Origin of the sequence: Streptomyces sp. HUAS TT11 (assembly GCF_051553595.1) — a bacterium.
In the GTDB taxonomy this organism is placed as follows: domain Bacteria; phylum Actinomycetota; class Actinomycetes; order Streptomycetales; family Streptomycetaceae; genus Streptomyces.
Genome location: NZ_CP196184.1, coordinates 4580643 through 4606221, shown reverse-complemented (window position 1 = coordinate 4606221; position 25579 = coordinate 4580643). Strand labels below are relative to the sequence as shown.

General features: G+C 70.0%; 24 protein-coding genes and 1 tRNA gene. 13 read left to right on the top strand and 12 right to left on the bottom strand.

What is annotated here, in order from left to right:
- Window positions 1–50 precede the first annotated feature (50 nt).
- Genes ACSHXN_RS20560 through ACSHXN_RS20535 form a run of 6 tightly spaced genes read left to right on the top strand, consistent with a single transcriptional unit; the run spans window position 51 to window position 4460 of the window.
- Complete coding sequence (locus ACSHXN_RS20560) at window positions 51–854, top strand: DUF881 domain-containing protein (RefSeq protein ID WP_355128720.1); 804 nt, start codon at window positions 51–53, stop codon at window positions 852–854.
- A 36-nt stretch (window positions 855–890) separates the two neighbouring features.
- On the top strand, window positions 891–1577 hold the full coding sequence (locus ACSHXN_RS20555) for a class E sortase (RefSeq protein ID WP_355128722.1): 687 nt from the start codon (window positions 891–893) through the stop codon (window positions 1575–1577).
- Between the two features lie 52 nt (window positions 1578–1629).
- Window positions 1630–1791: a hypothetical protein gene (locus ACSHXN_RS20550; protein WP_355128724.1), complete on the top strand. Its 162-nt coding sequence runs from the start codon at window positions 1630–1632 to the stop codon at window positions 1789–1791.
- Entirely contained in the window at window positions 1788–2426 is a 639-nt protein-coding gene (locus ACSHXN_RS20545; protein WP_355128726.1) for an aminodeoxychorismate/anthranilate synthase component II, read from the top strand. Before ACSHXN_RS20550 ends, ACSHXN_RS20545 begins: the two co-directional genes overlap by 4 nt.
- On the top strand, window positions 2423–3646 hold the full coding sequence (locus ACSHXN_RS20540) for a class E sortase (protein WP_438303490.1): 1224 nt from the start codon (window positions 2423–2425) through the stop codon (window positions 3644–3646). The genes ACSHXN_RS20545 and ACSHXN_RS20540 overlap by 4 nt, the downstream gene beginning before the upstream one ends.
- 52 nt (window positions 3647–3698) lie before the next feature.
- On the top strand, window positions 3699–4460 hold the full coding sequence (locus tag ACSHXN_RS20535; protein ID WP_356107941.1) for a class E sortase: 762 nt from the start codon (window positions 3699–3701) through the stop codon (window positions 4458–4460).
- A gap of 83 nt (window positions 4461–4543) precedes the next feature.
- Here ACSHXN_RS20535 and pknB read toward each other — a convergent pair whose 3' ends face one another.
- The 6 genes from pknB to ACSHXN_RS20505 form a co-directional block, all read right to left on the bottom strand.
- The gene (gene pknB, locus ACSHXN_RS20530) at window positions 4544–6547 is read right to left on the bottom strand and encodes a Stk1 family PASTA domain-containing Ser/Thr kinase (protein ID WP_438303489.1); all 2004 of its coding nucleotides are present in this window, start codon (window positions 6545–6547) and stop codon (window positions 4544–4546) included.
- 170 nt (window positions 6548–6717) lie between these two features.
- Window positions 6718–8205, bottom strand: coding sequence for a peptidoglycan D,D-transpeptidase FtsI family protein (locus ACSHXN_RS20525; protein WP_355128734.1), 1488 nt, complete (start codon window positions 8203–8205; stop codon window positions 6718–6720).
- Complete coding sequence (locus ACSHXN_RS20520; RefSeq protein ID WP_355128736.1) at window positions 8202–9638, bottom strand: FtsW/RodA/SpoVE family cell cycle protein; 1437 nt, start codon at window positions 9636–9638, stop codon at window positions 8202–8204. The genes ACSHXN_RS20525 and ACSHXN_RS20520 overlap by 4 nt, the downstream gene beginning before the upstream one ends.
- Window positions 9639–9665: 27 nt before the next feature.
- Window positions 9666–11210: a Stp1/IreP family PP2C-type Ser/Thr phosphatase gene (locus tag ACSHXN_RS20515; RefSeq protein WP_355128929.1), complete on the bottom strand. Its 1545-nt coding sequence runs from the start codon at window positions 11208–11210 to the stop codon at window positions 9666–9668.
- A gap of 90 nt (window positions 11211–11300) precedes the next feature.
- On the bottom strand, window positions 11301–11813 hold the full coding sequence (locus ACSHXN_RS20510; RefSeq protein ID WP_059132303.1) for an FHA domain-containing protein FhaB/FipA: 513 nt from the start codon (window positions 11811–11813) through the stop codon (window positions 11301–11303).
- Window positions 11814–11823: 10 nt separating this feature from the next.
- The gene (locus ACSHXN_RS20505; protein WP_356291606.1) at window positions 11824–12660 is read right to left on the bottom strand and encodes a DUF3662 and FHA domain-containing protein; all 837 of its coding nucleotides are present in this window, start codon (window positions 12658–12660) and stop codon (window positions 11824–11826) included.
- Between the two features lie 679 nt (window positions 12661–13339).
- Here ACSHXN_RS20505 and ACSHXN_RS20500 point away from each other — a divergent pair.
- The 4 genes from ACSHXN_RS20500 to ACSHXN_RS20485 all read left to right on the top strand — a co-directional run bounded on the left by ACSHXN_RS20500 (window position 13340) and on the right by ACSHXN_RS20485 (window position 17056).
- Window positions 13340–13426, top strand: a tRNA-Leu gene (locus ACSHXN_RS20500).
- A 695-nt stretch (window positions 13427–14121) separates the two neighbouring features.
- Window positions 14122–15552: a DUF2252 domain-containing protein gene (locus tag ACSHXN_RS20495; protein ID WP_438303488.1), complete on the top strand. Its 1431-nt coding sequence runs from the start codon at window positions 14122–14124 to the stop codon at window positions 15550–15552.
- Between the two features lie 140 nt (window positions 15553–15692).
- The gene (locus tag ACSHXN_RS20490) at window positions 15693–16586 is read left to right on the top strand and encodes a hypothetical protein (protein WP_355794878.1); all 894 of its coding nucleotides are present in this window, start codon (window positions 15693–15695) and stop codon (window positions 16584–16586) included.
- Between the two features lie 140 nt (window positions 16587–16726).
- Complete coding sequence (locus tag ACSHXN_RS20485; RefSeq protein ID WP_355128931.1) at window positions 16727–17056, top strand: rhodanese-like domain-containing protein; 330 nt, start codon at window positions 16727–16729, stop codon at window positions 17054–17056.
- A gap of 37 nt (window positions 17057–17093) precedes the next feature.
- On the opposite strand, the gene ACSHXN_RS20480 is transcribed toward ACSHXN_RS20485, so the two are convergent.
- The 6 genes from ACSHXN_RS20480 to paaA all read right to left on the bottom strand — a co-directional run bounded on the left by ACSHXN_RS20480 (window position 17094) and on the right by paaA (window position 21971).
- Window positions 17094–18233, bottom strand: coding sequence for an acyl-CoA dehydrogenase family protein (locus tag ACSHXN_RS20480; RefSeq protein WP_438303487.1), 1140 nt, complete (start codon window positions 18231–18233; stop codon window positions 17094–17096).
- Between the two features lie 136 nt (window positions 18234–18369).
- Window positions 18370–19434 (bottom strand): 2Fe-2S iron-sulfur cluster-binding protein, encoded by a 1065-nt coding sequence (locus tag ACSHXN_RS20475; RefSeq protein WP_356107925.1) that lies wholly within the window; start codon window positions 19432–19434, stop codon window positions 18370–18372.
- On the bottom strand, window positions 19434–19976 hold the full coding sequence (gene paaD / locus ACSHXN_RS20470; protein WP_356107922.1) for a 1,2-phenylacetyl-CoA epoxidase subunit PaaD: 543 nt from the start codon (window positions 19974–19976) through the stop codon (window positions 19434–19436). Before paaD ends, ACSHXN_RS20475 begins: the two co-directional genes overlap by 1 nt.
- Complete coding sequence (gene paaC, locus ACSHXN_RS20465) at window positions 19970–20689, bottom strand: 1,2-phenylacetyl-CoA epoxidase subunit PaaC (protein WP_438303486.1); 720 nt, start codon at window positions 20687–20689, stop codon at window positions 19970–19972. Before paaC ends, paaD begins: the two co-directional genes overlap by 7 nt.
- On the bottom strand, window positions 20686–20973 hold the full coding sequence (paaB, locus tag ACSHXN_RS20460) for a 1,2-phenylacetyl-CoA epoxidase subunit PaaB (protein WP_189695943.1): 288 nt from the start codon (window positions 20971–20973) through the stop codon (window positions 20686–20688). Before paaB ends, paaC begins: the two co-directional genes overlap by 4 nt.
- Window positions 20970–21971, bottom strand: coding sequence for a 1,2-phenylacetyl-CoA epoxidase subunit PaaA (gene paaA, locus ACSHXN_RS20455; protein WP_438303485.1), 1002 nt, complete (start codon window positions 21969–21971; stop codon window positions 20970–20972). The genes paaB and paaA overlap by 4 nt, the downstream gene beginning before the upstream one ends.
- A gap of 291 nt (window positions 21972–22262) precedes the next feature.
- Between paaA and ACSHXN_RS20450 the strand changes: the two genes are divergently transcribed.
- From ACSHXN_RS20450 to ACSHXN_RS20440, 3 genes are all read left to right on the top strand, one after another.
- Window positions 22263–23294 carry a DUF5819 family protein gene (locus ACSHXN_RS20450; protein ID WP_355128753.1) on the top strand — a complete coding sequence of 344 codons (1032 nt, stop codon included), beginning with the start codon at window positions 22263–22265 and terminating at the stop codon, window positions 23292–23294.
- On the top strand, window positions 23294–24523 hold the full coding sequence (locus ACSHXN_RS20445) for an HTTM domain-containing protein (RefSeq protein WP_356107916.1): 1230 nt from the start codon (window positions 23294–23296) through the stop codon (window positions 24521–24523). Before ACSHXN_RS20450 ends, ACSHXN_RS20445 begins: the two co-directional genes overlap by 1 nt.
- Window positions 24524–24805: 282 nt before the next feature.
- On the top strand, window positions 24806–25576 hold the full coding sequence (locus tag ACSHXN_RS20440) for a TrmH family RNA methyltransferase (protein WP_355128757.1): 771 nt from the start codon (window positions 24806–24808) through the stop codon (window positions 25574–25576).
- Window positions 25577–25579: the final 3 nt, after the last annotated feature.

Below are 25579 nucleotides of genomic sequence, written 5' to 3'. Positions count from 1 at the left end.
GGCGTCCGTTAGCGTAGTGCTTCCGCGGCGCCGAAGGAGATAAGGGTACGTTGAGCAATACTGCCGACTCCCACGAGGCGGGTCACGGAACCCCGGAAACGGGGGCCACGCCGCCCCGCTCGCGCCGGCTGAGACCCGCACGGGTGCTCACCGTGGGCGTTTTCGCCCTCGCCGGGCTCCTTTTCATCACGAGCTTCAACACGGCCAAGGGCACCAACATCCGCACGGACTCCTCGCTGCTGAAGCTCTCCGACCTGATCCACGAGCGCAGCCACAAGAACGGCCTGCTCGACGAGTCCAACGCCACACTGCGCGACGGCAACGAGGCGCTGGCCAAGCGCACCGGCGGCGGCAGCAGCAAGGCCGAGGAGGCCCGGCTCGGCGCGCTGGAGAAGAACGCCGGCACCCAGAGGCTGACCGGCGAGTCGGTCTCGGTCACCCTGAACGACGCCCCACCCGACGCGACCGCCAAGCTCCCCGGCTACCCCGCGCCCCAGCCCGACTACCTGGTCATCCACCAGCAGGACCTGCAGGCCGTGGTGAACGCGCTCTGGCAGGGCGGTGCCCGGGGGATCAAGGTCATGGACCAGCGGCTGATCTCCACCAGCGCCGTGCGCTGCGTGGGCAACACCCTGATCCTCCAGGGCCGTGTCTACTCGCCCCCGTACAAGATCACCGCGATCGGGAACCCGGACAAGCTCCAGAAGGCGCTCGCCGACTCGCCCGCGATCCAGAACTACATGGTGTACGTCAACGTCTACGGACTCGGCTGGAAAGTCACGGAGGACGGGACGGTGACTCTTCCCGGCTACTCCGGCACAGTGGATCTGCACTACGCGAAGCCCGTGGAGTAGAAGCCCGGAACAGCGGCCGCTGGGGGACCTGTGTCGGTGCGCGCGCTCGTCAGGACCGTCAGCGAACTGTGCATCACCGTCGGCACCCTCATCGTGCTCTTCGTCGGCTACATCCTGTTCTGGACCGGGGTGAAGGCCGACGGCGCGATGAACGACCAGATCGACCGGCTGCAGCGGCAGTGGTCGAAGGGGGCCGTGGCACCGACGGCCGCGCCCCACGGCTCCGCGAGGCCCGCCGAGCCCGAGCCCTACGCGCCAGGCCGGGCGTTCGCCGTCATGTACATCCCGCGGCTCGGTTTCACGTGGAACAAGCCGGTGCTCGAGAACACGGCCGTGGGCACCCTGAAGAAGGGCCTCGGCCACTACACGGGCACCGCCCGGCTCGGCCAGAGGGGCAACTTCGCGGTCGCCGGCCACCGGCGCACCTACGGCGACCCCTTCAAGGACTTCCCCCGGCTGCGGCCGGGCGACGCGGTCGTCCTCACCGACGGATCAACCTGGTTCACGTATCGGATCGACAAAGGCCCTTACAAAACCGTGCCCACAGACGTTGAAGTTATCGACCCCGTGCCACGTAAGTCGGGGTATGCGCGTCCGGGCCGGTATCTGACGCTGACCACGTGCGATCCCGAATGGGGGCACAGTCACCGGCTGATCGTCTGGGCGCACCTGGATTCCACACAGCCTGTGGAGGCAGGCAAACCGAGGGCTCTGCGCCGTTAGTCTGGTGGCGTACGGCGTGAGTCTGGTGCCGTGGTGAGACGGAAGGGACGGCATGTACGGCTGGATCTGGCGGCATCTGCCGGGCAACGCATGGCTGAAGGCACTGATCTCCCTCGTGCTGGTCCTGGCCGTGGTCTACGCCCTCTTCCAGTACATCTTCCCCTGGGCCGAACCGCTCCTGCCCTTCAACGATGTGACGGTGGACAACCAGTGAGCGCGCGCATCCTCGTCGTCGACAACTACGACAGCTTCGTCTTCAACCTGGTGCAGTACCTGTACCAGCTGGGCGCCGAGTGTGAGGTCCTGCGCAACGACGAGGTCTCGACGGCGCATGCGCAGGACGACTTCGACGGTGTGCTGCTGTCACCCGGCCCCGGCACCCCCGAGGAGGCGGGCGTCTGCGTCGAGATGGTGCGGCACTGCGCCACGACCGGCGTCCCCGTCTTCGGTGTCTGCCTGGGCATGCAGTCGATGCAGGTGGCCTACGGCGGTGTCGTCGACCGGGCGCCGGAATTGCTGCACGGCAAGACCTCGCTGGTCGAGCACGAGGGCAAGGGCGTCTTCGCCGGACTGCCCTCCCCCTTCACGGCGACCCGGTACCACTCCCTGGCCGCCGAGCCGGCGACCGTGCCGGCCGAGCTGGAGGTCACGGCGCGCACACACGACGGGATCATCATGGGGCTCAGGCATCGCGAACTTCCGGTCGAGGGCGTCCAGTTCCACCCCGAGTCGGTACTGACCGAACACGGCCACCGGATGCTGGCCAACTGGCTGTCCGAGTGCGGTGACCGGGGCGCCGTGGCGAGATCGGCGGGGCTCGCCCCGGTGGTGGGCAGGGCCACGGCGTGACCGCACTGCGCCCCGAGCGCAAGAGCGGTGCCCCGTACGAGGGCACCGCCGAATCCGGACCCCCGTACGGGCAGCAGCCGTACGGGGGTACCGGTGCATGGCACGAGGCGCAGGAGTGGTCCGGCTACGAGCACCCCGGCGACGGGAGCGGGGGGCACACCGCGGCGCAGCCGTACGGACAGGCGCAGCAGGCGCAGCAGCCGCCGTACGACGCGACGGCGGTCCTCCCCTCGTACGACGACCCGGCGCCCGGTTCCTCGTACGGCCCCCCGCCCCCCAGGGACGGTTCGCGGCCCATGGCGTCGCCTGTGGACGACGAGACCGTCGCGTTGCGGGCTGCGGACGTCGGGGCGGCGCGGCGGGCCGCGGAGCGCGACGAGGGAACGGCGTCCGCGCCGGCGCCGGGAGGCCGTGCGGCGCGGCGTAAGGCGGCCAGGAGGCACGGGCGGCACGGAAACGGGCCTCAGACGGCCGAGAAGGCCGCTGAGACGGCCTCGGAGGCGCCCAGGTCCCGCATGGAGGCCCGGCGGGCCGCACGCGCCCAGAAGCCCAGTGGAGCGGTCCTGGTGAGCCGCCTGGTCGGCGAGCTGTTCATCACGTCCGGTGTGGTGATGCTGCTGTTCGTGACGTACCAGCTGTGGTGGTCGAACGTGCGGGCGCACCAGGAGGCGGGAAGCGCCGCGAAGCATCTCCAGCAGGACTGGGCGAACGGCAGGCGGGAGCCGGGCGAGTTCGCCCCCGGACAGGGCTTCGCCATCCTGCACATCCCCAAGCTGGACGTGGTCGCTCCGATCGCCGAGGGCACCAGCAAGACGAACGTGCTCGACAAGGGCATGGTCGGGCACTACGGAGAGGGCACCCTGAAGACGGCGATGCCGGACGCCAAGACGGGCAACTTCGGGCTCGCGGGCCACCGGAACACCCACGGCGAGCCGTTCCGGTACATCAACCGCCTCAAGCCCGGCGACCCGATCGTGGTGGAGACGCAGGACAAGTACTTCGTCTACAAGATGACGTCGATCCTGCCGATGACGTCTCCCTCCAACACGAGCGTGCTCGACGCGATACCCGCGGGCTCCGGCTTCACCGCGCCCGGCCGCTACATCACGCTGACCACCTGCACCCCGGAATTCACCAGCACATACCGGATGATCGTCTGGGGCAAGATGGTCGAGGAACGGCCGCGCAGCAAGGGCAAGCCGGACGCGCTCATCTCGTAGGGCGCACGGACACGCGAACTCGTAGGCACCTGGAACAGACGGGGCAGATGCAGTGGGAGTGACGACCGACCAGGACGAGCAGACCGGCGCACCGTCGCCGGGCTCCGCCTCCCTCTCCCGGGCGCGGCCCCGCGGGCGCGGCCCTGTCGCGACGGCCGTCAGTGTCTTCGGCGAGCTGCTCATCACGGCCGGCCTGGTGCTCGCCCTGTTCGTCGTCTACTCCCTGTGGTGGACGAACGTGATAGCGGACCGCAAGTCGCACCGCGAGGCCGACAAGGTGCGTGACCACTGGGCGGCCGAAAAGGACCCGGGGCCGGGTGCGCTGGACACCAAGGGCGGCATCGGCTTCCTGCACGTGCCGTCGATGAAGAACGGCGACGTGCTGGTCGAGAAGGGCACGTCGACGGACGTGCTCAACGACGGTGTGGCGGGCTACTACGTGGACCCCGTCAAGGCGACGCTGCCGATGACGGGCAAGACCGGCAACTTCTCGCTGGCCGCGCACCGTGACGGGCACGGGGCGAAGTTCCACAACATCGACAAGGTGCGCGAGGGCGACCCGGTCGTCTTCGAGACGAAGGACGACTGGTACGTCTACAAGGTCTTCGCGATCCTCCCGCAGACGTCGAAGTACAACGTGAAGGTCCTCACCCAGGTCCCCAAGCAGGCGGGCGTCACCAAGCCCGGCCACTACATCACCCTGACGACGTGCACCCCCGTCTACACCTCGGAGTACCGCTACATCGTGTGGGGTGAGCTGGAGCGGGTGCAGAAGGTGGACAGCGAGCGGACGCCGCCGAAGGAACTGGGCTGAGCGGTTCCTCCCCGGACCCTGGATCACGACGGAGCCCCGGCACCCATGAAGGGTGCCGGGGCTCCGTCGTGACAGCGGGCGGGTCAGTTCCTTCGGCCGGTGACCCCGCCGAAGAAGTTCGAGCCGCCGTCGTTCCCGCCGTTGCCCGGACCGCCGCCGCCACCTCCGGTGAACAGGTTCACCGGGGTGTTCGGGGCGACCTGGGAGCCCGGCGCCGGGTTCGACCCGATGACGGTGGCGTTGTCGTCCTGGGAGCCGGTGATGTTGCCGACCTGGAGGCCCGCCTGCTGCAACATCCCCCGGACGTCCTTGAGCTTCTGCCCCTGGATGTTGGGCGGGACGGTCGCCTGCTGGGCCTGCTTGCCGATCTGGATGGTGACCGTGGAGCCCTTCTTGACCGTCTCGTTCTTGCCCGGGGAGGTCTGGATCACCTTGCCGGCCTGGTTCGGGTCGTTGGTGTCCACCTCGGAGCAGTTGCCCGTCAGGCCGCTCGCCTGCATCTGCTGCTTGGCGGCGTCACAGCCCTGGCCGGTCACGTCGGGCACCGTCACCGTCTCCACGGCCTTGGCGACCGTGAGGGTGATCGTGCTGCCCTTCTCGACCTTCTGCCCGAACTTCGGGTCGGTCTCCAGGACGGTGCCCGCCTCCTGGGAGGACTCCTTCGCCTTGGTCTCGACCTTGAACTGGTAGTCGTCGCCCTCGAGCTTCGTCGTGACGTCGTCGACGTTCTGGCCGACGACGTCCGGCACCGTCACCTTGGGCGCGCCCGTGGAGACCACCAGGTTGACCGTGGAGTCCTTCTTGACCTCCGCGTTCGCGGTCGGGTCCTGGCTGCAGATGTTGCCCTTCTTCTGGTCCTCGCAGGGCTGCTGCTTGAAGGTCAGCTTCAGGGTGGCGTTGTCGCCGAGCTGCTGCGCGTCGGCCTTCGTCTGGCCGACGAAGTTGGGCACGGAGACCTTGTCGTTGCCCACACCGCCGTTGCCGCTGAACATCCACTTGCCGATGAGGATCGCGCCGATCAGCACCAGCACACCCGCGACGACCAGCAGGATCGTCGAGGTGTTCGACTTCTTCTGGCGGCGGCGGTCCGGGCGTTCGTCGTAGCCGAAGCCGCCGTCGTCGGGGTTCGTCGGCGGGAGCATCGTGGTCGCGCCGGCACCGGGGTCCGCACGCAGGGCCGTCGTGGCCTGGTCGTCGTGGTAGCCGCCGTAGCCGACGGAACCCATGGCCGCCGTGGCCGCGACCGGCTGGCCGTCGAGACAGGCCTCGATGTCGGCGCGCATCTCGTCGGCGCTCTGGTACCGGTAGTCCGGGTCCTTGACGAGCGCCCGGAGCACGATCGCGTCCATCGAGGGCGTGATCTCGGGGTCGAAGATGCTCGGCGGCTGCGGCTCCTCGCGGACGTGCTGGTAGGCGACCGCGACCGGCGAGTCGCCCACGAACGGGGGCCGCACCGTCAAAAGCTCGTACAGCAGGCAACCGGTCGAGTACAGGTCCGACCGGGCGTCGACCTGCTCGCCCTTCGCCTGTTCCGGCGAGAGGTACTGGGCCGTGCCGATCACCGCGGCCGTCTGCGTCATCGTCATACCGGAGTCGCCCATCGCGCGGGCGATACCGAAGTCCATGACCTTGACCTGGCCGTTGCGCGTCAGCATGACGTTCGCGGGCTTGATGTCGCGGTGGACGATGCCGCTGCGGTGGGCGTACTCGAGGCCCTGGAGGATGCCGATGGTCATCTCCATGGCCCGCTCCGGCAGCAGCTTGCGGCCGCTGTGAAGAAGCTCACGCAGAGTGGACCCGTCGACGTACTCCATCACGATGTACGGGATCGAGACCCCGTCGATGTAGTCCTCGCCCGTGTCGTACACCGCGACGATCGCGGGATGGTTGAGTGAGGCGGCCGACTGGGCCTCCCGGCGGAACCGGGCCTGGAACGACGGATCACGTGCGAGGTCCGCCCGCAGCGTCTTCACCGCCACGGTGCGACCCAGCCTGGTGTCGTGCGCGAGGTAGACCTCGGCCATGCCACCACGGCCGAGCACCTGGCCCAGCTCGTACCGGCCGCCGAGGCGACGCGGCTCTTCCATAGCTTCCTACCAGCCCTCTCCGTCGATCCCGACCACACCCGCGTGTGATCCGGCGGTGTGCTGTCCGGGCATACGGTACCCGGCTCGCTCTGCGTGACCTGGCCACATCCGCCACCCGATACAGGACCGGTATCGCAACGTGCACCGATGTGAAGGGAACGTGACGGGGGTCACTTCTTGCTCTTGACGACCGCCTCCATGACGTTCTTCGCGATGGGAGCGGCGAGGCCGCCACCGGAGATGTCGTCACGGTTGGCCTTGTCGTCCTCGACCACCACCGCGACCGCCACCGGCGAGCTGCCGTCGGGGAGCTTGGCGTACGAGATGAACCACGCGTACGGCTTCTCGCTGTTGTTCAGACCGTGCTGGGCGGTACCGGTCTTGCCGCCCACGGTCACGCCCGGGAGCTTCGCGTTCGTACCCGTGCCCTTCTGGACGACGGTCTCCATCATCGACTGCAGGACCTGGGCGTTCTTCTCGGACAGCGGCCGGCTCAGCTCCTCCGGCTGGGTCTGGGTGAGGGCGTCGAGGCTCGAGGACTCCAGCTTGTCGACCATGTACGGCTTCATCAGCTTGCCGTCGTTGGCGACCGCCGAGGCGACCATCGCCATCTGCAGCGGGGTCGCGGCCGTCTCGAACTGACCGATCGAGCTGAGCGCGGTCTGCGGCCGGTCCATCTTGTCGGGGAAGTTGGAGGCGTTGGAGCGCACCGGCGTGAACTGCTCGGAGTCGAAGCCGAACTTCTTCGCCTCCGCCAGCATCTTGTCCTTGCCGAGGTCGGCGCCGATCTTGCCGAAGACCGTGTTGCAGGAGAACTGCAGCGCGACGCGCATGGTCGCGTTCTTGCAGGGGATGTTCCCCTCGTTCTTCAGCTCGGTCTGGGTGTTCGGGAGCATGTACGGCAGCGGCGAGTCGGTGTTCTCGTCGGCGCTGTTGTACAGCCCGTTCTCCAGCGCGGCCGCCGCGGTGACCACCTTGAAGGTGGAGCCCGGCGGGTAGGTCTCGCGCAGCGCCCGGTTCAGCATCGGGTCGCTCGGGTTGTTCTTCTTCTGCAGTGCCGTCCAGGCCTTGGAGTCGACCGAGGTCGAGTTGCCCGCGAAGGACGACGGGTCGTACGAGGGGTAGGACGCCAGCGCCAGGATCGCGCCGGTCTGCGGGTCGAGCGCCACCGCCGCGCCCTTGCCGCCGACGTTCTTCAGACCGTCGTACGCGGCCTTCTGCGCGGCCGCGTTCAGTGTGGTGACGACGTTGCCGCCCTGCTTGGGCTTGCCCGTCAGCATGTCGAGGGTGTTGCGGAAGAAGAGCCGGTCGTCGTCGCCGGTGAGGATGCCGTCCTCGACGGACTCCAGCTGCGTGGCGCCGAACGCCTGGGAGGCGAACCCGGTGACCGGCGCCCACATCGCGCCGTCCTTGTACGTGCGCTTGTAGGCGAAGTCGTTCAGGCTGTCGGTGGGCGTCTTCTTGGACCCGGTGATCGGGTTTCCGTCGACGATGATGTCGCCGCGCGGCGTCGAGTACCGGGCGATCAGCACACGGCGGTTCTCCAGGTCGCTGCGCAGCGCGTCGGCCTTGACGTACTGGAGCCAGTTGTCGCGGACGAGCAGCGCGAGGACGAGAAGCCCGCAGAAGATCGCGATCCGGCGCAGGGGCTTGTTCACGGGCGGACCACCTGGGTCATCTCGGCGTCGGGGTTCGGGGCGGGGGACGGGGCCGGACGGCGCGCGGTGTCGCTGATGCGGATGAGGATGCCGATCAGCGCCCAGTTGGCGATGACGGACGAACCGCCGTACGCGAGGAACGGCATCGTCATACCGGTCAGCGGGATGAGGCCCATCACACCGCCCGCGACGACGAAGACCTGGAGCGCGAAGGCGCCGGACAGACCGACGGCGAGCAGCTTTCCGAACGGGTCGCGGGCGGCGAGCGCGGTGCGCACGCCGCGCTCCACGATGAGCCCGTAGATCAGCAGGATCGCCATGATGCCCGCCAGGCCCAGCTCCTCGCCGAACGTGGCGAGGATGAAGTCGGAGTTGGCGGCGAACCGGATCAGCTCGGAGTGACCCTGGCCCAGCCCCGTGCCGAGCGTGCCGCCGGAGCCGAACGCCCACAGGGCCTGCATGGCCTGCTCGGAGTGGCCCGCCACACCCTTGCGGCTGAGCGCGTACTCCCCCATCGGGTCGAGCCAGGCCTGGACACGCATGTTCACGTGCGGTTCGAAACTCGCCACACCCACGGCGCCGGCCGCGGACATCAGCAGACCGAAGACGATCCAGCTGGTCCGCTCGGTGGCGACGTACAGCATGATGACGAACATTCCGAAGAACAGCAGCGACGTACCGAGGTCGGTCTCGAAGACCAGGATCAGGATCGAGATCGCCCAGACCACGAGGATCGGGCCCAGGTCGCGGCCGCGCGGCAGGTACAGGCCCATGAAGCGGCGGCTGGCCAGGGCGAGCGCGTCCCGCTTGACCATCAGATAGCCGGCGAAGAACACCGCCAGCACGATCTTGGCGAACTCACCGGGCTGGATGGTGAATCCGCCGACCGAGATCCAGATCTTGGCGCCGTAGACGTTCAGGCCCAGACCCGGCACCAGCGGGAGCAGCAGCAGGAACAGCGCGGCGACCATGGAGATGTACGTGTAGCGCTGCAGAGTGCGGTGGTCCTTCAGGAAGACCAGCACCAGCACGAACAGCGCGATACCCATCGCCGTGTACAGCAGCTGATTGGTCGCCTTGCCGCCCGCCACATGGATGGACTGCAGAAGCTTGGACTGGTCGAGCCGCCAGATGACGACCAGACCGAGCCCGTTCAGCAGCGTCGCCAGCGGCAGCAGCAACGGGTCCGCGTACGGCGCGAACTTGCGGACGACCAGATGGCCGACGCCCGCCAGCAGACCGAGGCCGAGCCCGTAGCCGAGGAGTCCGGCGGGGACCGAACCGTTGATGGCCAGGCCCACGTTGGCGTAGGCGAACACCGGGATGGCGACGGCGAACACCAGCAGCGCCAGCTCGGTGTTGCGCCGGCTCGGTGCACCGATCGAGCCGATCGTGGACGTGTGGTGCGTCGATGTGTTCGTACTGCTGCTCATGGTGTGACAGGGCCCCTCACGGCTTGCTTACTGCTTTCCGCACAGTGAGACGACCTTCTGCTCTTCCTCCGAGAGGGTGGGGCCGGGTGTGGGGGTGGGTGCGGTTGGGGTCTTGGTCGTCGAACCCGAGGGATTCGGGGTCGGCGAGGCCTTGGACGTCAACGAGGTCTGTGTGGTTCCCGTGGTGTCGTCGCCCGTCCCGGCCTGGTTCTCGGCCTCGGCCTTCTGGCGCTCGTTCTCCTTCTTGCACGCCGACGCCTGCACGGCCAGCTCGGAGACCTTCGACTGCGCCGCCGGGAGACCGCCCTCGGCGATGGTCGCCTTGACCTGCTTCTGCTGATACGGAGGCAGGTACTTGAGTTCGATCTCGGGGTGGTCCTTCTGCACCTTCGACAGCGACACCCAGGCCAGGTCCTGGCTGATACCGCGGTACAGCGCGATGTGCTCGCCGTTGGCGCCGACGTAGTACTGCGTCTGCGTCCACCGGTAGGCGCCGTAGCACCCGCCGCCGATGACGGCGAGCGCGAGAACGGAGAAGAAGGATCTCTTCAGCCACCTGCGTCCACGGCGCGGCTTGACGAAGTCCTCGTCGCTGTAGTCGTCGAAGCTGTCCGTCGGGACGTAGCCGGTGGTGTCACCGCTCCCGGGCGGGCCGAACTGGCCCCCGCCGCCCTGGCCGGGCACCTGGCGGCCGAGGCCCGAGGCGCGTCCGGCGGGCGTCTGCATGATGCCGTTGTCGTGCAGGTGGTTCTGGTTCTCGGCGACAGCGCCCACCACGACCGGGGTGTCGGACAGCTGCCCCGCGAGGGTGTCCCCGGTGTCCAGGTCGAGGACATCGGCCACGATGACCGTGATGTTGTCCGGGCCGCCGCCGCGCAGCGCGAGCTGGATCAGCTCCTGCACCGTCTCCTGCGGACCCTGGTAGCTGGCGAGGGTCTCCTCCATGGTCTGGTGGGAGACGACCCCGGACAGCCCGTCGGAGCAGATCAGGTACCGGTCGCCGGCCCGCACCTCACGGATGGACAGGTCGGGCTCCACATGGTCGCCACTGCCCAGCGCGCGCATCAGAAGGGAGCGCTGCGGATGGGTGGTGGCCTCCTCCTCCGTGATGCGGCCCTCGTCGACGAGCCGCTGCACCCATGTGTGGTCCTGGGTGATCTGCGTCAGGACGCCGTCCCGCAGCAGGTACGCCCGGGAGTCGCCGACATGGACGAGGCCCAGCCGCTGACCCGTCCACAGCAGGGCGGTCAGCGTGGTCCCCATGCCCTCGAGCTGGGGGTCCTCCTCGACCATCGCCCGCAGCTGGTCGTTGGCGCGCTGCACCGCGGTGCTGAGCGAGGTGAGGATGTCGGAGCCGGGGATGTCGTCGTCGAGCGGGACGATGGTGGAGATCACCTCGGAGGAGGCGACCTCGCCGGCCGCCTGGCCGCCCATCCCGTCCGCGATCGCGAGCAGGCGCGGACCGGCGTAACCGGAGTCCTCGTTGCCCTCGCGGATCATGCCTTTGTGCGATCCGGCGGCGAAGCGCAGTGACAGACTCATGCGCACCTCGCCCGTCGGCTCCGGGTACATCCGCACGGTGCCCACCCTCCGGTCGGGAGCGCGCCGGGGCCCGGGATGTGGGCCACCGCTGCGTGCTCGCTCCGCTCGCTCATTTTCGTACTACTTCCGCAGCTCGATGACGGTCTTGCCGATGCGGATCGGCGCACCCGGCGGAATCGGTGTGGGGGTCGTCAGCCGGGTCCGGTCGAGGTAGGTGCCGTTCGTGGACCCGAGGTCCTCGACGATCCACTGCCCGTCCCGGTCGGGATAGATCCTGGCGTGCCGGCTGGAGGCGTAGTCGTCGTCCAGCACGATGGTGCTGTCATGGGCACGGCCGAGCGTGATGGTCTGGCCCTGCAGCGCGACCGTCGTACCCGTGAGGGAGCCCTCGGAGACGACCAGCTTCGTCGGGGCACCACGGCGCTGGCGGCCGCCGCTCGGCTGCTGGCGCTGCGGCGGGGGCGCCGCCTGACGGGCGGCCTGCTGAGGCCGTCCGCTGTCCCGGCGCGAGCCGCGCTGTGTGACGCGCGTACCGAACAGGTCGCTACGGATGACCTGCACGGCCACGATCACGAACAGCCACAGTACGGCCAGGAAACCCAGCCGCATGACCGTGAGGGTCAGCTCTGACATTGCCCCCGCTTCACCCTTCGGCTTGCCGGTAAATGATGGTGGTGCTGCCCACGACGATCCGCGAGCCGTCGCGGAGCGTAGCGCGGGTGGTGTGCTGCCCGTCCACCACGATGCCGTTGGTGGACCCGAGATCCTGGATCGTCGAGGGCGTTCCGGTCCGGATCTCACAGTGCCGGCGCGAGACGCCGGGGTCGTCGATCCGCACGTCGGCTTCGGTGCTGCGGCCCAGCACCAGCGTCGGGCGGGAGATCTGATGGCGGACGCCGTTGATCTCGATCCAGTAGCGGGTGCGCCCGCCCGCCGTGGGCGCGGCCGCCGGCCGCTGGCCGTACGGCGCGGCACCGGGCCGGGCACCCGGCGGCGGCGCGGACGGCATGGGCGGGACACCCTGGGAACCGGCGGCCGGCGGGTAGCCGTAGCCGCCCGGGGCCTGCCGGCCCGCCGGAGCGGCCGCGGGACCCTGCTGGTCCGTGGAGGACGCGAGCGTACGGCTGCGCACCCGGTACAGACCGGTGTCGAGGTCGTCCGCCTTCTCCAGATGGACCTTGATGGGCCCCATGAACGTGTAGCGCTGCTGCTTGGCGTAGTCGCGCACCATGCCGGCCAGCTCGTCGCCGAGCTGCCCCGAGTAGGGGCTGAGCCGCTCGAAGTCCGGCGTGCTCAGCTCCACGATGAAGTCGTTGGGTACGACGGTCCGGTCGCGGTTCCAGATGGTCGCGTTGTTGTCGCACTCCCGCTGGAGCGCTCCGGCGATCTCCACAGGCTGGACCTCGGACTTGAACACCTTGGCGAAGGTGCCGTTGACCAGACCTTCGAGACGCTGCTCGAACTTCTTCAGGACTCCCACAGGGCACCTCCTCCGTTGCTGCCGTCCTGCGTTCTGCTTCGTACCTGGTACTGCTTACTGATCGTATCCACGCGCCGGAAAATCGGGTGGTTCCCCCTGTCGGCCCTGTCGACGGGTGTCGACGCCACGGGGGTTCCCTGCCGACGACCCCTTCGAACTCATCCCGGACGTACTCCTTGCACGTACTTCCCGCATGCATTCCTGGCATGGATCGTAGAGGGGGCCGTAGACCAGTGTCCCGCACCTGACCGCGGCCCCTGTCCGTCTCCTGGGTAGATGCGCTGGACCGGTACGAGGTTGATACGTGAACAAGCACACGTCGAGACGTTGTACGACGGGTTCGGGGGCCGAGCGCGGAGGACGGCGATCCGCAACGGGCCCGGACATCCGGCCCGGAGTGCCGCGCGCCGTCCGCCCCGCCCCCCGACGACGTTGCACCGGGTGCGGCAGGTCCACGCCGGAGGGCCTCCCTCCCCGCCGGCCGGCCGCGGTCCCGCCCCCTCGGACCCCGGCCGCGGCCGGGCCGTCGGGGTCTTCGCTGGTCGGGCCCGGGTTACCGGTCGTGGGCCCCCGGTCAGGCCAGGAAAGGGATGTGAACGCACCCTCGCCAGCATGCTAATGTTCTGGATGTCGGAAGGCGCCGCACCGCAAGACGCAGGAGCCGGAAGACACACCCAATGCGCGGGTGGCGGAATAGGCAGACGCGCTGGATTCAGGTTCCAGTGCCCGAAAGGGCGTGGGGGTTCAACTCCCCCCTCGCGCACCAGACGAGACGGTCGTCATCGGATCCCGATGACGACCGTTTTGCTATTGCCCGGCCTCGAGAGGCGCGGCCTCGTGCAGTCCAGGATGTGAGGAAGCTCTCAGGTATACGGACTTCGCGTCCGGGCGTGTGGCCGGGGCTCTGAGGGCGGTTCGGACGAAGGCCGATGCACTCGGAGCGGCGTTCGGGCCGGGGCCGATGTCCTCGGGTTCGGGTCCCGAGCGGACGGCCCTCGCATCTCCGACTCCAGGTCGGACGCTGGTCCCGATTCCCTTTCCGATCCCCTTCCGAGAGCCTGATGTCGGACGGACAGGGCCCCGGGTCGCACGGCTTGGCCGTCGGGACTTCCGCTCACGCGGTCCGGGCGTCGGAAGACCCGTCGCACGGCCGGAACATCGAGCAGACCCGGCCGCACGGCCGGAACGTCAGGGAATCGGACCGCACGGGCGGAACGTCAGGGAATCGGACCGCACAGGCGAAGCTCCCGAGACCGGGTCGCACGGCCGGAGCGTCAAAATCCCGGTCGCACAACCGGATCGCCGTCGCACGGTCGGCCGCCCGAACAGGCCCAAGCCCACCGGGGTTTTCCACAACAACCGACTTGTCCACAAGGCCTGACGCCTCCCCACCCCCCGGCTGTACGGTCGTCCGCAGTTGATGTTCACACGCCAGCATGGTCAGCGGGGGAGGCGGTCGACGTGACCGAGGTCGGAACGGAGATCGGGGTGTCGGTGCCCCGACAGCGGGCGAGGATCTCCCCGGTGCGCGGCTTCGCGCGGTGGCCGGTCCAAGGCTCCCCCAAAGAAGAGGGCAAAGCTCTGCGGGCCCGCGTCCGCCGCCGCTCACACGCCGAACTCGCCGCGGACACCGACCGCCCCGACGCGGTCACCGCGGTCCAGGAGTCCAACCGCGGCCGGATCCCCGAACTCGCACCGATACGCGTCGGCAGGATGACCGCCACACCCTTCGCCTTCCTGCGCGGCTCGGCCGGCCTCATGGCCCACGACCTCGCGCGCACCCCGATGACGGGCATCAACGCCCAGATCTGCGGCGACGCACACGCGGCCAACTTCGGCCTGTACGGAGACGCACGCGGCGGCCTGATCATCGACCTGAACGACTTCGACGAGACGGTACACGGCCCCTGGGAGTGGGACCTCAAGCGCCTCGCCGCCTCACTGGTCCTCGCCGGCCGCGAGACCGGGGCCGACGAAGACACCTGCCGGGCAGCCGCACACGACGCCGTGGGCGCCTACCGCCGCACCATGCGCCTGCTGGCCCGGCTCCCGGTCCTCGACGCCTGGAACGCGATCGCCGACGAGGAACTGGTCTCCCACACCGACGCCCACGACCTCCTCGGCACCCTCGAGCGGGTGTCGGAGAAGGCACGGAACAACACGAGCGGACGGTTCGCGGCAAAGTCCACCGAACCCGTCGAGGACGGCGGCCGCCGCTTCGTCGACGCACCGCCGGTACTGCGCCGCATACCCGACTCCGAGGCGGCGGCCGTCGCGGCATCGCTCGAGGAGTATCTGACAACGCTGTCCGAGGACCGCCTCCCGCTCCTGGCCCGGTACGCCGTGCACGACGTGGCGTTCCGTGTGGTCGGCACGGGCAGCGTGGGCACCCGCTCGTACGTGGTGCTGCTCCTCGACCACCGGGGCGAGCCGCTCGTCCTCCAGGTCAAGGAAGCCCGACCGTCCGCGCTGCTCCCCCATCTGGCCACGGCCGGCCACCCGGTGCCGAAGGTGGAGCACGAAGGCCGCCGGGTCGTCCTCGGCCAGAAGCGGATGCAGGTCGTCAGCGACATCCTGCTCGGCTGGACATCGGTCGAAGGGCGGCCCTACCAGGTACGGCAGTTCCGCAACCGCAAAGGCAGCGTCGAACCGGCGGCACTGGCCGCCGACCAGGTCGACGACTACGCCCGCATGACCGGCGCGCTGCTGGCGCGCGCCCACGCACACAGCGCCGACCCACGCCTGATCTCCGGCTACTGCGGCAAGAACGAGGAACTCGACGAGGCGATCGCCACGTTCGCCGTCTCCTACGCGGACCGCACGGAGGCGGACCACGAGGAACTGGTGGCGGCGGTGCGCGGTGGGCGGATCCAGGGGGAGACGGGGGTCTGAGATCGAGGGGGGGTGGGGGAGGGAGGGGGGAGGGGGAGGCCCCCCAAGCGCCCGAGTCACCCTCAGCGCCCCCGATCCCCGATCCCCATGACTTCGGCGGAGCGGGAAGCGCCCCCGCGGACGTGTCTTACGCTGGTTCGGTGACGACGCCCGAAGCCGAGCAGAGCCAGTCGCTGTCCGCTGCCGAGGAGCCGGTTGCCGAGGGCGCCGGGTCCGGGGAGACCGCGGGCCCAAGCGAGGACGGTACCGAGGGCGGTGCGCGCCCCGAGGAGCGGCTGGAGCGGGCCGTGCGGGCCGCCGAGCAGGCGTTGATCGAGTTCGAGATCGCCGTGGAGACGTTCCGGGTCGAGGTCGAGAACTTCTCGCGGCTGCACCACCAGAAGCTCGGCCCGATGTACACGCGCCTCGACGAGCTGGAGGCGGAGATCGCCGAGACGCGGGCCGCCCGTACCGGCGATCCCGAGGACCTTCGTCGTGCCCAGGAGGCGCGTGCCCAGGTCATGCCGATGCCGGGCGTGGAGGAACTGTTCCACGGCTGGTTGGACTCCGAGGAAGGGCTGTTCCCGGAGGCGGAGGCCATGCTGACGGACCGGCCCGTGCGGCCTCCGCAGCGTGTCCGCCCCAGTGAGGAGGCCCGCAAGCTCTTCCGTGAGCTCGCCCGCAAGGCTCACCCCGACCTGGCTCAGGACGACGACGAGCGCAAGCGGCGTGAGGAGTTCATCACCCGGGTCAACGCCGCCTACGCCCGCGGCGACGAGGCCCTGCTGCGGGAGCTGTCCGCGGAGTGGGCTGCCGGTCCCGTCCCCCCGGAGCGCCGGCCGAGCCGCAGCGAGGAGCTCTACGCGCGCCTCGAGTGGCTTTCGCAGCGCAAGGAGATGCTCACGCTTGTGGCTCGGGAGCTGGAGGAGAGCGCGATCGGCTCGATGCTGCGGCTTGCTTCCGACGATCCCGACCGTCTCCTCGACGACATCGCGGAACAGCTGCTGGCCCAGGTGGCGCAGAAGGAAGCCGAGCTGGAGGCGCTGCGCGACTGAACCGGGCGGGAACAGCCGTGCGGCGGCGGCCGCGAGGTGATCGGCTGTGCACGGCCGGTCGCTCACGGTACCGGCGGTCGGGGCCGCGGCGGCCATGGGACGGCGTCGGGTAGCGTCGAAGCATGCATTTTGGAGCTGGTGTGCCCACGGTCGAGGTCACGGACCTCAAGGACGGCGACTTCCTGCTGGACGTCCGTGAGGACGACGAGTGGCAGGCGGGTCACGCCGAGGGGGCGCTGCACATCCCCCTCAGCGAGTTCGTCGCACGGTACGGAGAGTTCACGGAGGCGGCGCCGCAGGACGGCAGGGTCCATGTGATCTGCCGCTCCGGTGGCCGTTCGGCTCAGGTCGCGATGTACCTGGTCCAGCAGGGCGTCGACGCGGTGAACGTCGACGGCGGTATGCAGGTCTGGGCGGCCTCGGGCCGTCCTCTTGTGGATGCCAAGGGCGGGTCGGGCTTCGTGCTGTAGATCGGGTCTGCGGGCCCGGGCCGGACCGTGCCGCGGCTCATCCCAGGGGATGTGCCGCGAGCAGGTCGCCGAGTGTCTCCTCGTGGGCGGCCGCCGGCCCGAGCGAGAGTTCCAGGTGTTTGGCCCACGCGTGGTAGCGGTGCAGCGGGTAGTCGGTGTCGGCGCCGAAGCCTCCGTGCAGGTGCTGGGCCGTCTGCACCACCCGTCGTACGCCTTCGGATGCCCAGATCTTGGCAACCGCCACGTCTGCCGACGCCGGCAGGGCGCCCGCTGCCCCGGAGCTGATCCGCCATGCGGCCTGCCACAGTGTGGCTTCCATGGCGCGCAGGTCGATGTACCGGTCGGCGGCCTGTACGGCGACGGCCTGGAACGTGGCGACGGGGTGGCCGAACTGCTCCCGCTTGCCCGTGTACGCGCTTGTCATCGCCAGCACGGCTTCGCCGAGGCCGAGCGCGAGCGCGCACGTCCCGGTGGTGAGCAGCAGTCGCAGCCACTCCCAGGCCTGTTCGGTGTCGATCATGTAGCGCGGTGCGAGCCGCGCGGATTCGAGCCGTAGTTCCGCGAGCCGTTCCCCCGTCGTGGAGAACTGTTCGGCCAGTACGACGCCTGTGTGCAGCCGTGGCACCAGGGCGAGGACGGCTCGGCCGGAGTCGTCGGTGTGTGCGGGCAGGAGGACGGCGTCGGCGTTGTACGCCCAGGGGACCGCTGTGTGGATTCCGTCCAGCACCCAGGTGCCGTCCGTGTCCTGTCGTGCGACCACGGCGAGTTCGGCCGGGTCGTGGCCGGTGCGGCCGTGTGCGGCGACCGTGAGGATCTGTTCTCCGCGACCTGCCCGGGCGAGGATGTCCGCCTTCAACTCCGGGCTGCCGTAGACCTGGAGGGCCCCGGTGGCGGCCGTGTTCTCCAGCAGCGGTACGCGGGCCAGGACCTTCGCCGACTCGCGCAGTACCAGGCAGAGGGCGATCGGGTCGAGGCCCGCCCCGCCGTGTTCGGGGTCCAGCAGCAGGCTCAGCAGGTCGGCGTCCGCGAGCCGCTTCCACAGCGCGCGGTCGATGTCGTCGGCGACGGCGCCCGTGGTGAGTGCGGGACTGGGTACCTGGTCCGGTGCGATCCGGGCGAACACGGTCTGAGCCGCTTCGAGCGCCGCCTGCTGCTCGTCGCTGAAGGTGAAGTCCACGGCCTGTCCTCCCGGCGCGTCCGGTTCTCTGACGGAGCGTCAAGATAGAACAGGTTCTAGAAGAAGGGAACGGTCGGGCGCCGCACCGCTGTCGGGGACGGCGCCCGCTGCTCGCCCGCGCCGGGCTCAGCGCCGCTCATCGGTCGAAGTCGAGCTCGACCTTCTCCGTGACCGGGTGGGACTGGCAGGCCAGTACATATCCCGCGTCCGTCTCCTCCGGTTCCAGTGCGAAATTGCGGTCCATGCGCACCTCACCGGAGACCAGGAAGGCGCGGCAGGTCCCGCACACCCCGCCCTTGCAGGCGTACGGGGCATCGGGGCGGTTGCGCAGCACCGTCTCCAGCAGTGATTCGCCGTCCTGCACCGGCCAGCTTCCGCCGCGTCCGTCGAGCCGGGCGGTCACCGTGCTGTGTGCGGGCGCAGGCACGGCCGGCGCGACCAGGGCCCCGGCGTCCACATGGAAGATCTCCTCGTGGATGCGTGTCCGCGCCACCCCGAGTCCGCGCAGCGCCCGCTCGGCCGACTGCACCAGCCCGAGGGGCCCGCACAGGAACCAGCCGGCCACCTCCTCGATCGGCAGCAGGGCCGGCAGCAGCCCGGACAGCCGCTCCTGGTCCAGCCGCCCGGACGGCAGGCCCGCCTGCTGCTCCTCCCGGGAAAGCGCCGTGACCAGCTGGAACCGCGCGGGGAAGCGGTCCTTGAGGTCGGCGACCTCCTCCAGGAACATCGTGGAGGCGGACGTCCGGTCGCTGCGTATGAGGCAGAACCGGGCCCCGGGCTCCTGTGTCAGCAGGGTCGTCGCGATCGACAGCACCGGTGTGATCCCGCTGCCGCCCACCACCGCCGCGTACAGCCCGGGTGCGGGATCCAGGGTGAACCGGCCCGCCGGGGTCATCACCTCCAGCTCGTCGCCGACGGCGATCTCCTTGAGCGCGTACGTGGAGAAGGCCCCGCCGTCGACCAGGCGTACTCCGACCCGCAGTGTGCTCGGGGCCGCGCCGTCCGGTGCCGGGGCGGGGGAGCAGATCGAGTAGGTGCGGCGGACATCCGTGCCGTCGACGGTCCGGCGCAGGGCCAGGTGCTGGCCGGGGGCGTGCCGGTACTCCTCGCGCAGGGCGGGCGGCACGGAGAACGTCAGTGCCACGGAGTCGTCGGTCAGCCGGTCGACCGCGGCCACCGGGAGCGGGTGGAACCGGGCCATCACAACTCCTTGAAGTGGTCGAACGGTTCGCGGCAGTCCAGGCAGCGGCGCAGTGCCTTGCACGCGGTGGAGGAGAACCGGCTGAGCAGTTCGGTCTCGGAGGATCCGCAGTGCGGGCAGCGCACGGGCTCGTCCTGCGGGTGGGGCGCCTCGGCTGCCGTACGCGTCGGGCTCAGCCGGACGGCCACCGGGCCGGATGCCTCGTGGTGCCGCCGAGGTGGTGCTATCCCGAACTCCCGCAGCTTGCGGCGGCCTTCGTCAGTGATGTCGTCGGTGGACCAGGCGGGCGCGAGTACCGTGCGGACGACGACGTCCCGTACACCGTGCGCGTGCAGCACCCGCTCTATGTCCAGGGACATCGCCTCGATGGCGGGGCATCCGGTGTAGGTGGGGGTCAGTTCGACCTCCACCGTGTCCGTGCCGCGGGCGTGGACGGCCCGCAGGACGCCCAGTTCCTCCAGGGTGAGCACGGGCAGCTCCGGGTCGGGGACCGAGCCGGCCAGCCGGCGCAGTTCCTCTTCGAGAGCCGTGGTGGTCACCATGTCGCACCCGGGTGGCTGCGGTGCAGATGCTGCATCTCGGCGAGCATCCGCCCGAAGGATTCGGTGTGCAGGCCCTGCCGCCCGGCGCCGGCGGTCCACGCTCCGGACTGCGGTCCCTGCGGGACCTTCAGGGTGGCCCGGCGCAGTACGTCGCTCACCGATTGCAGCCAGGCGTCCTTCATGCCCGTCCAGTCGACGTCCACGCCCTCGACCGGGAGGAACATCTCACCTGTGAACCGCCACAGCGATTCGCAGGCGTGCGACATCCGCTCATGGCTGAGGTCCGTGCCGTCGCCGAGCCGCAGCGTCCACTGCTCGGCGTGGTCCTGGTGGTAGGCGACCTCCTTGACCGCCTTGGCCGCGAGAGCGGCGAACTCGCCCTGTCCCTCGGCCAGCCGACCGTAGAGGAGGCTCTGGTAGGTGGAGAAGTACAGCTGGCGGGCGATGGTGTGCGCGAAGTCGCCGTTGGGCTGCTCCACCAGCTGCAGATTGCGGAAGGCGCGCTCCTCGCGGAGGTAGGCGAGCTCGTCCTCGTCGCCCACCATCGACAGCAGCACCCGGGCCTGGCCGAGCAGGTCCAGGGCGATGTTGGCGAGGGCGACCTCCTCCTCGAGCACGGGTGCGAGCCCGGCCCACTCCCCCAGACGGTGTGAGAGCACCAGGGCGTCGTCGCCGAGGGCCAGCGCGGCCGATGTGTGCACGGTGGCGGTCACAGGTGCTTCACCCCTTCCGGGATCTCGTAGAACGTCGGGTGCCGGTACGGCTTGTCGGCGGCCGGCTCGAAGAAGGGGTCCTTCTCGTCCGGCGAGGACGCCGTGACGGCGGACGACGGGACGACCCAGATCGAGACGCCCTCGCCGCGCCGGGTGTAGAGATCGCGTGCGTTGCGCAGGGCGAGTTCGGCGTCCGGGGCGTGCAGGCTGCCGGCGTGTGTGTGGGAGAGGCCGCGGCGGGAGCGCACGAAGACCTCCCACAGGGGCCAGTCGGTGTTCGTCATGCGTGCGTCGCTCCCGTCCCGGCGTTGCTGTGCTTCGCCGCGTGGGCCGCGGCCGCCTCTCGTACCCATGCGCCTTCGTCGTGTGCCTGCCTGCGCCGCGCTATCCGCTGGTCGTTGCAGGGGCCGTTGCCCTTGAGGACGTCCCAGAACTCGGTCCAGTCGATGGGGCCGAAGTCGTGGTGGCCCCGCTCCGCGTTCCAGGTGAGAGCCGGGTCGGGCAGGGTGAGGCCCAGGGATTCGGCCTGGGGGACGCAGATGTCCACGAAGCGCTGGCGCAGCTCGTCGTTCGAGTGCCGCTTGATCTTCCACGCCATCGACTGCGCGGAGTGCGCCGACTCGTCGTCGGGCGGTCCGAACATCATCAGGGACGGCCACCACCAGCGGTCCACCGCGTCCTGGGCCATCGCGTGCTGCTCGGCGGTTCCGCGGCTGAGGGAGAGCAGCAGCTCGTAGCCCTGACGCTGGTGGAAGGACTCCTCCTTGCAGATGCGGACCATGGCGCGCGCGTACGGGCCGTAGGAGCAGCGGCACAGGGGCACCTGGTTGGTGATCGCGGCGCCGTCCACGAGCCAGCCGATGGCACCGACGTCCGCCCAGGTCAGCGTGGGGTAGTTGAAGATCGAGGAGTACTTCTGCCGACCGGTGTGCAGCTTGTCCAGCAGTTCGTCCCGGCCGGTGCCGAGTGTCTCCGCCGCGCTGTACAGATACAGGCCGTGGCCCGCCTCGTCCTGGACCTTGGCCATCAGGATCGCCTTGCGGCGCAGGGAGGGGGCGCGGGTGATCCAGTTGGCCTCCGGCTGCATGCCGATGATCTCGGAGTGCGCGTGCTGGGCGATCTGCCGGACCAGGGTGGCCCGATAGGCGTCGGGCATCCAGTCGCGCGGCTCGATGCGCTCTTCCGCGGCCACGGCGGCGTCGAAGGCGGCCTGAAAGGCCGATGTGTCCTCCTGTGCCGCGCCGTCCGCGTGGGCCGTCCGGTGCGCTGCTGCTGTCGCCATGCGGTCCCCCTCGACCATTCCGTCTCCCGACCGATCGTTCGGTCCGTTGAATTCAATGGTGGGCCGAGGCGCCGTAGGGTGTCAACTGCTGTGGACAACCTCCGGGCCGTGGTGCGGCCGCTGTGTCCATTGGGGTGTGCGGTACGGGTGGGTCTGAGTACCGTTCCGGTGCATGTACGGCGCCGTGCTGCGAACGGGTGATGCGGTCCGTGGTGGTGACGGCGGCTGCCGGACGGTCCTGGTGTGCGCGGCAGGGCACCGAGGCAGGCGAGGCTCGAAAGACGGGGCGGGATGGACACGTACGACGAGAAGCCGGAGGACCGGCCGGGCGATTCCGACGACCCGGTGTCCCGTCTGACCGCGGGCGCCGCGCGGGACGAGCGGGAGGATCAGGCGGCGGACGACGGCGTTCCTGTTCCGGGCCCGGACGGTGCGGCTCCGGGTGAGGCGGGCGAGTCCGCGGAAGCTGCGGCCGAGGGCGGTCCGGCCGCGGACGGTACGGGCGGCGCCGTAGATGCTTCGGGTCCGGACCGTCCCGATCGTCCGGACCCGGACGAGGCGGGCGAGGTCGCGCGGCCCATGGAAAGGGGCAGCCCCGTTCCGGAGGCGGCGGACCCGCAGGGACCACCCCCCGTCCCTGTCGAGGACCCCGGCGGCGCGATTTCGGTCGCTCCTCGCCGTGGCATGGCCGCCCTGTCCCTGCGGTACCAGATAGCCGCCGCTCTGGCGCTCGCGGTCGTCGCCGTGGGCGCCTGTGTGCACGTCGGGATGGTGTTTCTGCACATCGCGCCGTCGAACACCCTTACCAAGAAGCACGGCAGGGCGATCGACGAATGGATCTACCCCGAGTTCGAGCAGAACTGGAAGCTGTTCGCCCCGAACCCGCTGCAGCAGAACATCGACGTCCAGGTCCGCGCCGAGGTGCTCACCGCGGACGGCGGTGTGCGGACGACCGGCTGGTACGACCTGTCCGCACTCGACGGCGCCGCCATCCACGGCAATCCGCTGCCGAGCCACAGCCAGCAGAACGAACTGCGCCGCGCCTGGGACTTCTACCTCGGTGCGCACGACACCGCGAACCGGCCCTCGGGTCTGCGCGGCGCCCTGTCCGAGGACTATCTGCGCCGCCTGGTCGTGATGCGGCTCGGCCGTGAGCACGCGCTCGGCCGCGGGGACGCCTTCGCACGGGTCCAGGTCCGCTCCAGCACCACCAATGTGCCGCCTCCCCGATGGAGCGACGAGAAGGTGTCCAGGACGCCCGTCTACCGTGAACTGCCCTGGTGGTCGGTGCCGGAAAGCGAGCAGTCGGGGGTGAACGCCTGATGAGCCGGTTCGCTCTGGCCGTCTCGCGCGGTATCGGCCGCGTCTCCGAGGCCGCCCTCGGTCCGTACCAGACGGCGGTCGTCCGTATCGGCTTCGCGGGCACCTGGCTGCTCTTCCTGCTGCGGGAGTTCCCCCACCGGCAGGAGATGTACGGGCCGGACGCGCCGTGGAGCCTGGACATGGCCCGGCAGCTCGTCGCGAACAACCACGCCTTCACCGTCCTGACGTGGTCGGGCGGCCAGGTGTGGTTCGGGACCGTCTACGTCTTCGCGCTGCTCTCGAGCGCCCTGCTGCTGGTCGGCTGGCGTACCCGCACGATGTCCGTGCTGTTCATGATCGGCGTGCTGTCGCTGCAGAACCGCAGCGTCTTCGTGGGCGACGGCGGCGACAACGTCATCCACCTGATGGCGATATACCTGGTGTTCACGCGCTGCGGGCAGGTGTGGTCCCTGGACGAGCGACGCGCACGGCGGGCCCGAGCGGCACGCGCGCGCGGCGAGTTCCCGGCGCCCGACCGGGCGGGCTCCGCTCTGTGGTGCGTGCTCGGCCTCGCACTGGCCGTGGTGACGGGCGCGGGCTTCCTGGGCGTCGGCTGGCTCATCGTGTTCTGGGTGCTGTGGGCCGCGCACGGTCTGTGGTGGTACGTGGGCAGGCGCGCCCCGCACTCCCAGTCACGCATCCTGCTGGACGTCGTCGCCAACGCCGTCCACAACGCGGCCCTGTTCGTGATCATGGCCGAGGCGTGTCTGATCTACTCGACCGCCGGCTGGTACAAGATCCAGGGTTCCCGCTGGCAGGACGGCACCGCGGTCTACTACCCGCTCCATCTGGACTACTTCACGCCGTGGCCCGCCCTGTCCGATCTGATGTCCTCGTACGGCGTGATCGTGCTGCTGGTGACGTACGGAACGGTCGCCGTGCAGGTCGCCTTCCCGTTTACCCTGCTCAACCGGCGGGCGAAGAACGTCCTGCTGGCGGCCATGATGACCGAGCACGCGGTGATCGCCGTGGTGCTCGGGCTGCCCTTCTTCTCGCTTGCGATGATCGCGGCCGATGCCGTGTTCCTGCCGACGTCCTTCCTGCGCCGGGTGGGCGCGGAGACGGCCCGCGCGCGCGGACGGTTCGCCCGCGGAGGCCTTGCCCGTCTCGCGCTGCCCGGACCGCGCACGGAGGCCCCGCCGACGGCCGGGGATACGGCCGAGCACACGCCCGCCGGCTCGAGGGCGTGAGCCGCGCATCGACGGCTCCGGTGCCACGGTCCGCCGTGTTCGAGCCGTGATGCCCGAAGCGCACGACCTCGGGCCCCACAGAGGGGCCGCACGGCTCGAACACCACGCCCGGGCCGGCCGGCCCGGGCGGCACGAAGGGGCCGTATCGCTCGGGCACCACGAGCGGGGTTGTGCGGCTCGGGCAGCACGGCCCGGGCCGTACGGTTCACGTCCGCCGCCTGCCCCGGTGGCTGTGATCCGCGCGGAGGCGGTCCCGCCCGCGCCGCACGTAGGCTGCACGGCATGACGGATCCGGCCCGCGGCACCACCGCCCCGCTGAGCACCTGGCACCGGCTCGCCGACGCCTCCGTGCTGCTCGACGGCTTCCACGCGCTCAAGCACGCCGTGCGGTTCCACGCGCGCGTCCCGGTGGCCGTCACCACCGACCGGCGCGCGGCGCTCGCCCTCGCCGACGAACTGGCCCCCGATGTGCGCGACGCCCTGGAGGCGCTCCTGGCGGAGGTCCCCCAGGAGGTGTACCGGAGCCTGGTGCCCCGTCCGCATCCCACCGGGGTCGCCGCACTCGCCGAGCGTCCCTCGCGTGAGGCCAACCTGGAGACCCTCGCCCGCCCCGGCCGCAGCGCACCCGTGATCGTTCTCGACAATCCGCGCAACCTGGGCAACACGGGTGCGGTGATCCGGCTCGCGGCCGGATTCGGCGCGACCGGGGTGGTCACGACCGGCACGCTCGACCCGTGGCATCCGACGGTGGTCCGCGGTGGGGCCGGGCTGCACTTCGCGACCGCGGTGGAGCGGCTGACCGTGGCCGAGCTGCCCCCCGGCCCGCTGTTCGCGCTGGACCCGGAGGGCGAGGACATCCGCGGACTGAAGCTCCCCGACGACGCCGTCCTCGCCTTCGGTTCCGAACGCACCGGTCTGTCCGCCGAGCTGCGCGCCCGCACGGACCACCTGGTGGCCCTGCCGATGCGCCCCCAGGTCTCCAGCTACAACCTCGCGACCAGTGTGGCCATGGCGCTGTACCACTGGAGCGCCACCGGGGGCGCACCCGCCTGAGGC

Excerpts from the sequence above, each read along its gene's own strand:
- ACSHXN_RS20445 (WP_356107916.1), top strand. The coding sequence starts at position 23,294 with ATGAGCCGGTTCGCTCTGGCCGTCTCGCGCGGTATCGGCCGCGTCTCC.
- ACSHXN_RS20515 (WP_355128929.1), bottom strand. The coding sequence starts at position 11,210 with ATGTACCCGGAGCCGACGGGCGAGGTGCGCATGAGTCTGTCACTGCGC.
- ACSHXN_RS20450 (WP_355128753.1), top strand. The coding sequence starts at position 22,263 with ATGGACACGTACGACGAGAAGCCGGAGGACCGGCCGGGCGATTCCGAC.
- ACSHXN_RS20520 (WP_355128736.1), bottom strand. The coding sequence starts at position 9,638 with ATGAGCAGCAGTACGAACACATCGACGCACCACACGTCCACGATCGGC.
- paaA (WP_438303485.1), bottom strand. The coding sequence starts at position 21,971 with ATGGCGACAGCAGCAGCGCACCGGACGGCCCACGCGGACGGCGCGGCA.
- ACSHXN_RS20475 (WP_356107925.1), bottom strand. The coding sequence starts at position 19,434 with ATGGCCCGGTTCCACCCGCTCCCGGTGGCCGCGGTCGACCGGCTGACC.
- pknB (WP_438303489.1), bottom strand. The coding sequence starts at position 6,547 with ATGGAAGAGCCGCGTCGCCTCGGCGGCCGGTACGAGCTGGGCCAGGTG.
- ACSHXN_RS20440 (WP_355128757.1), top strand. The coding sequence starts at position 24,806 with ATGACGGATCCGGCCCGCGGCACCACCGCCCCGCTGAGCACCTGGCAC.
- paaD (WP_356107922.1), bottom strand. The coding sequence starts at position 19,976 with ATGGTGACCACCACGGCTCTCGAAGAGGAACTGCGCCGGCTGGCCGGC.
- paaB (WP_189695943.1), bottom strand. The coding sequence starts at position 20,973 with ATGACGAACACCGACTGGCCCCTGTGGGAGGTCTTCGTGCGCTCCCGC.
- ACSHXN_RS20550 (WP_355128724.1), top strand. The coding sequence starts at position 1,630 with ATGTACGGCTGGATCTGGCGGCATCTGCCGGGCAACGCATGGCTGAAG.
- ACSHXN_RS20510 (WP_059132303.1), bottom strand. The coding sequence starts at position 11,813 with ATGTCAGAGCTGACCCTCACGGTCATGCGGCTGGGTTTCCTGGCCGTA.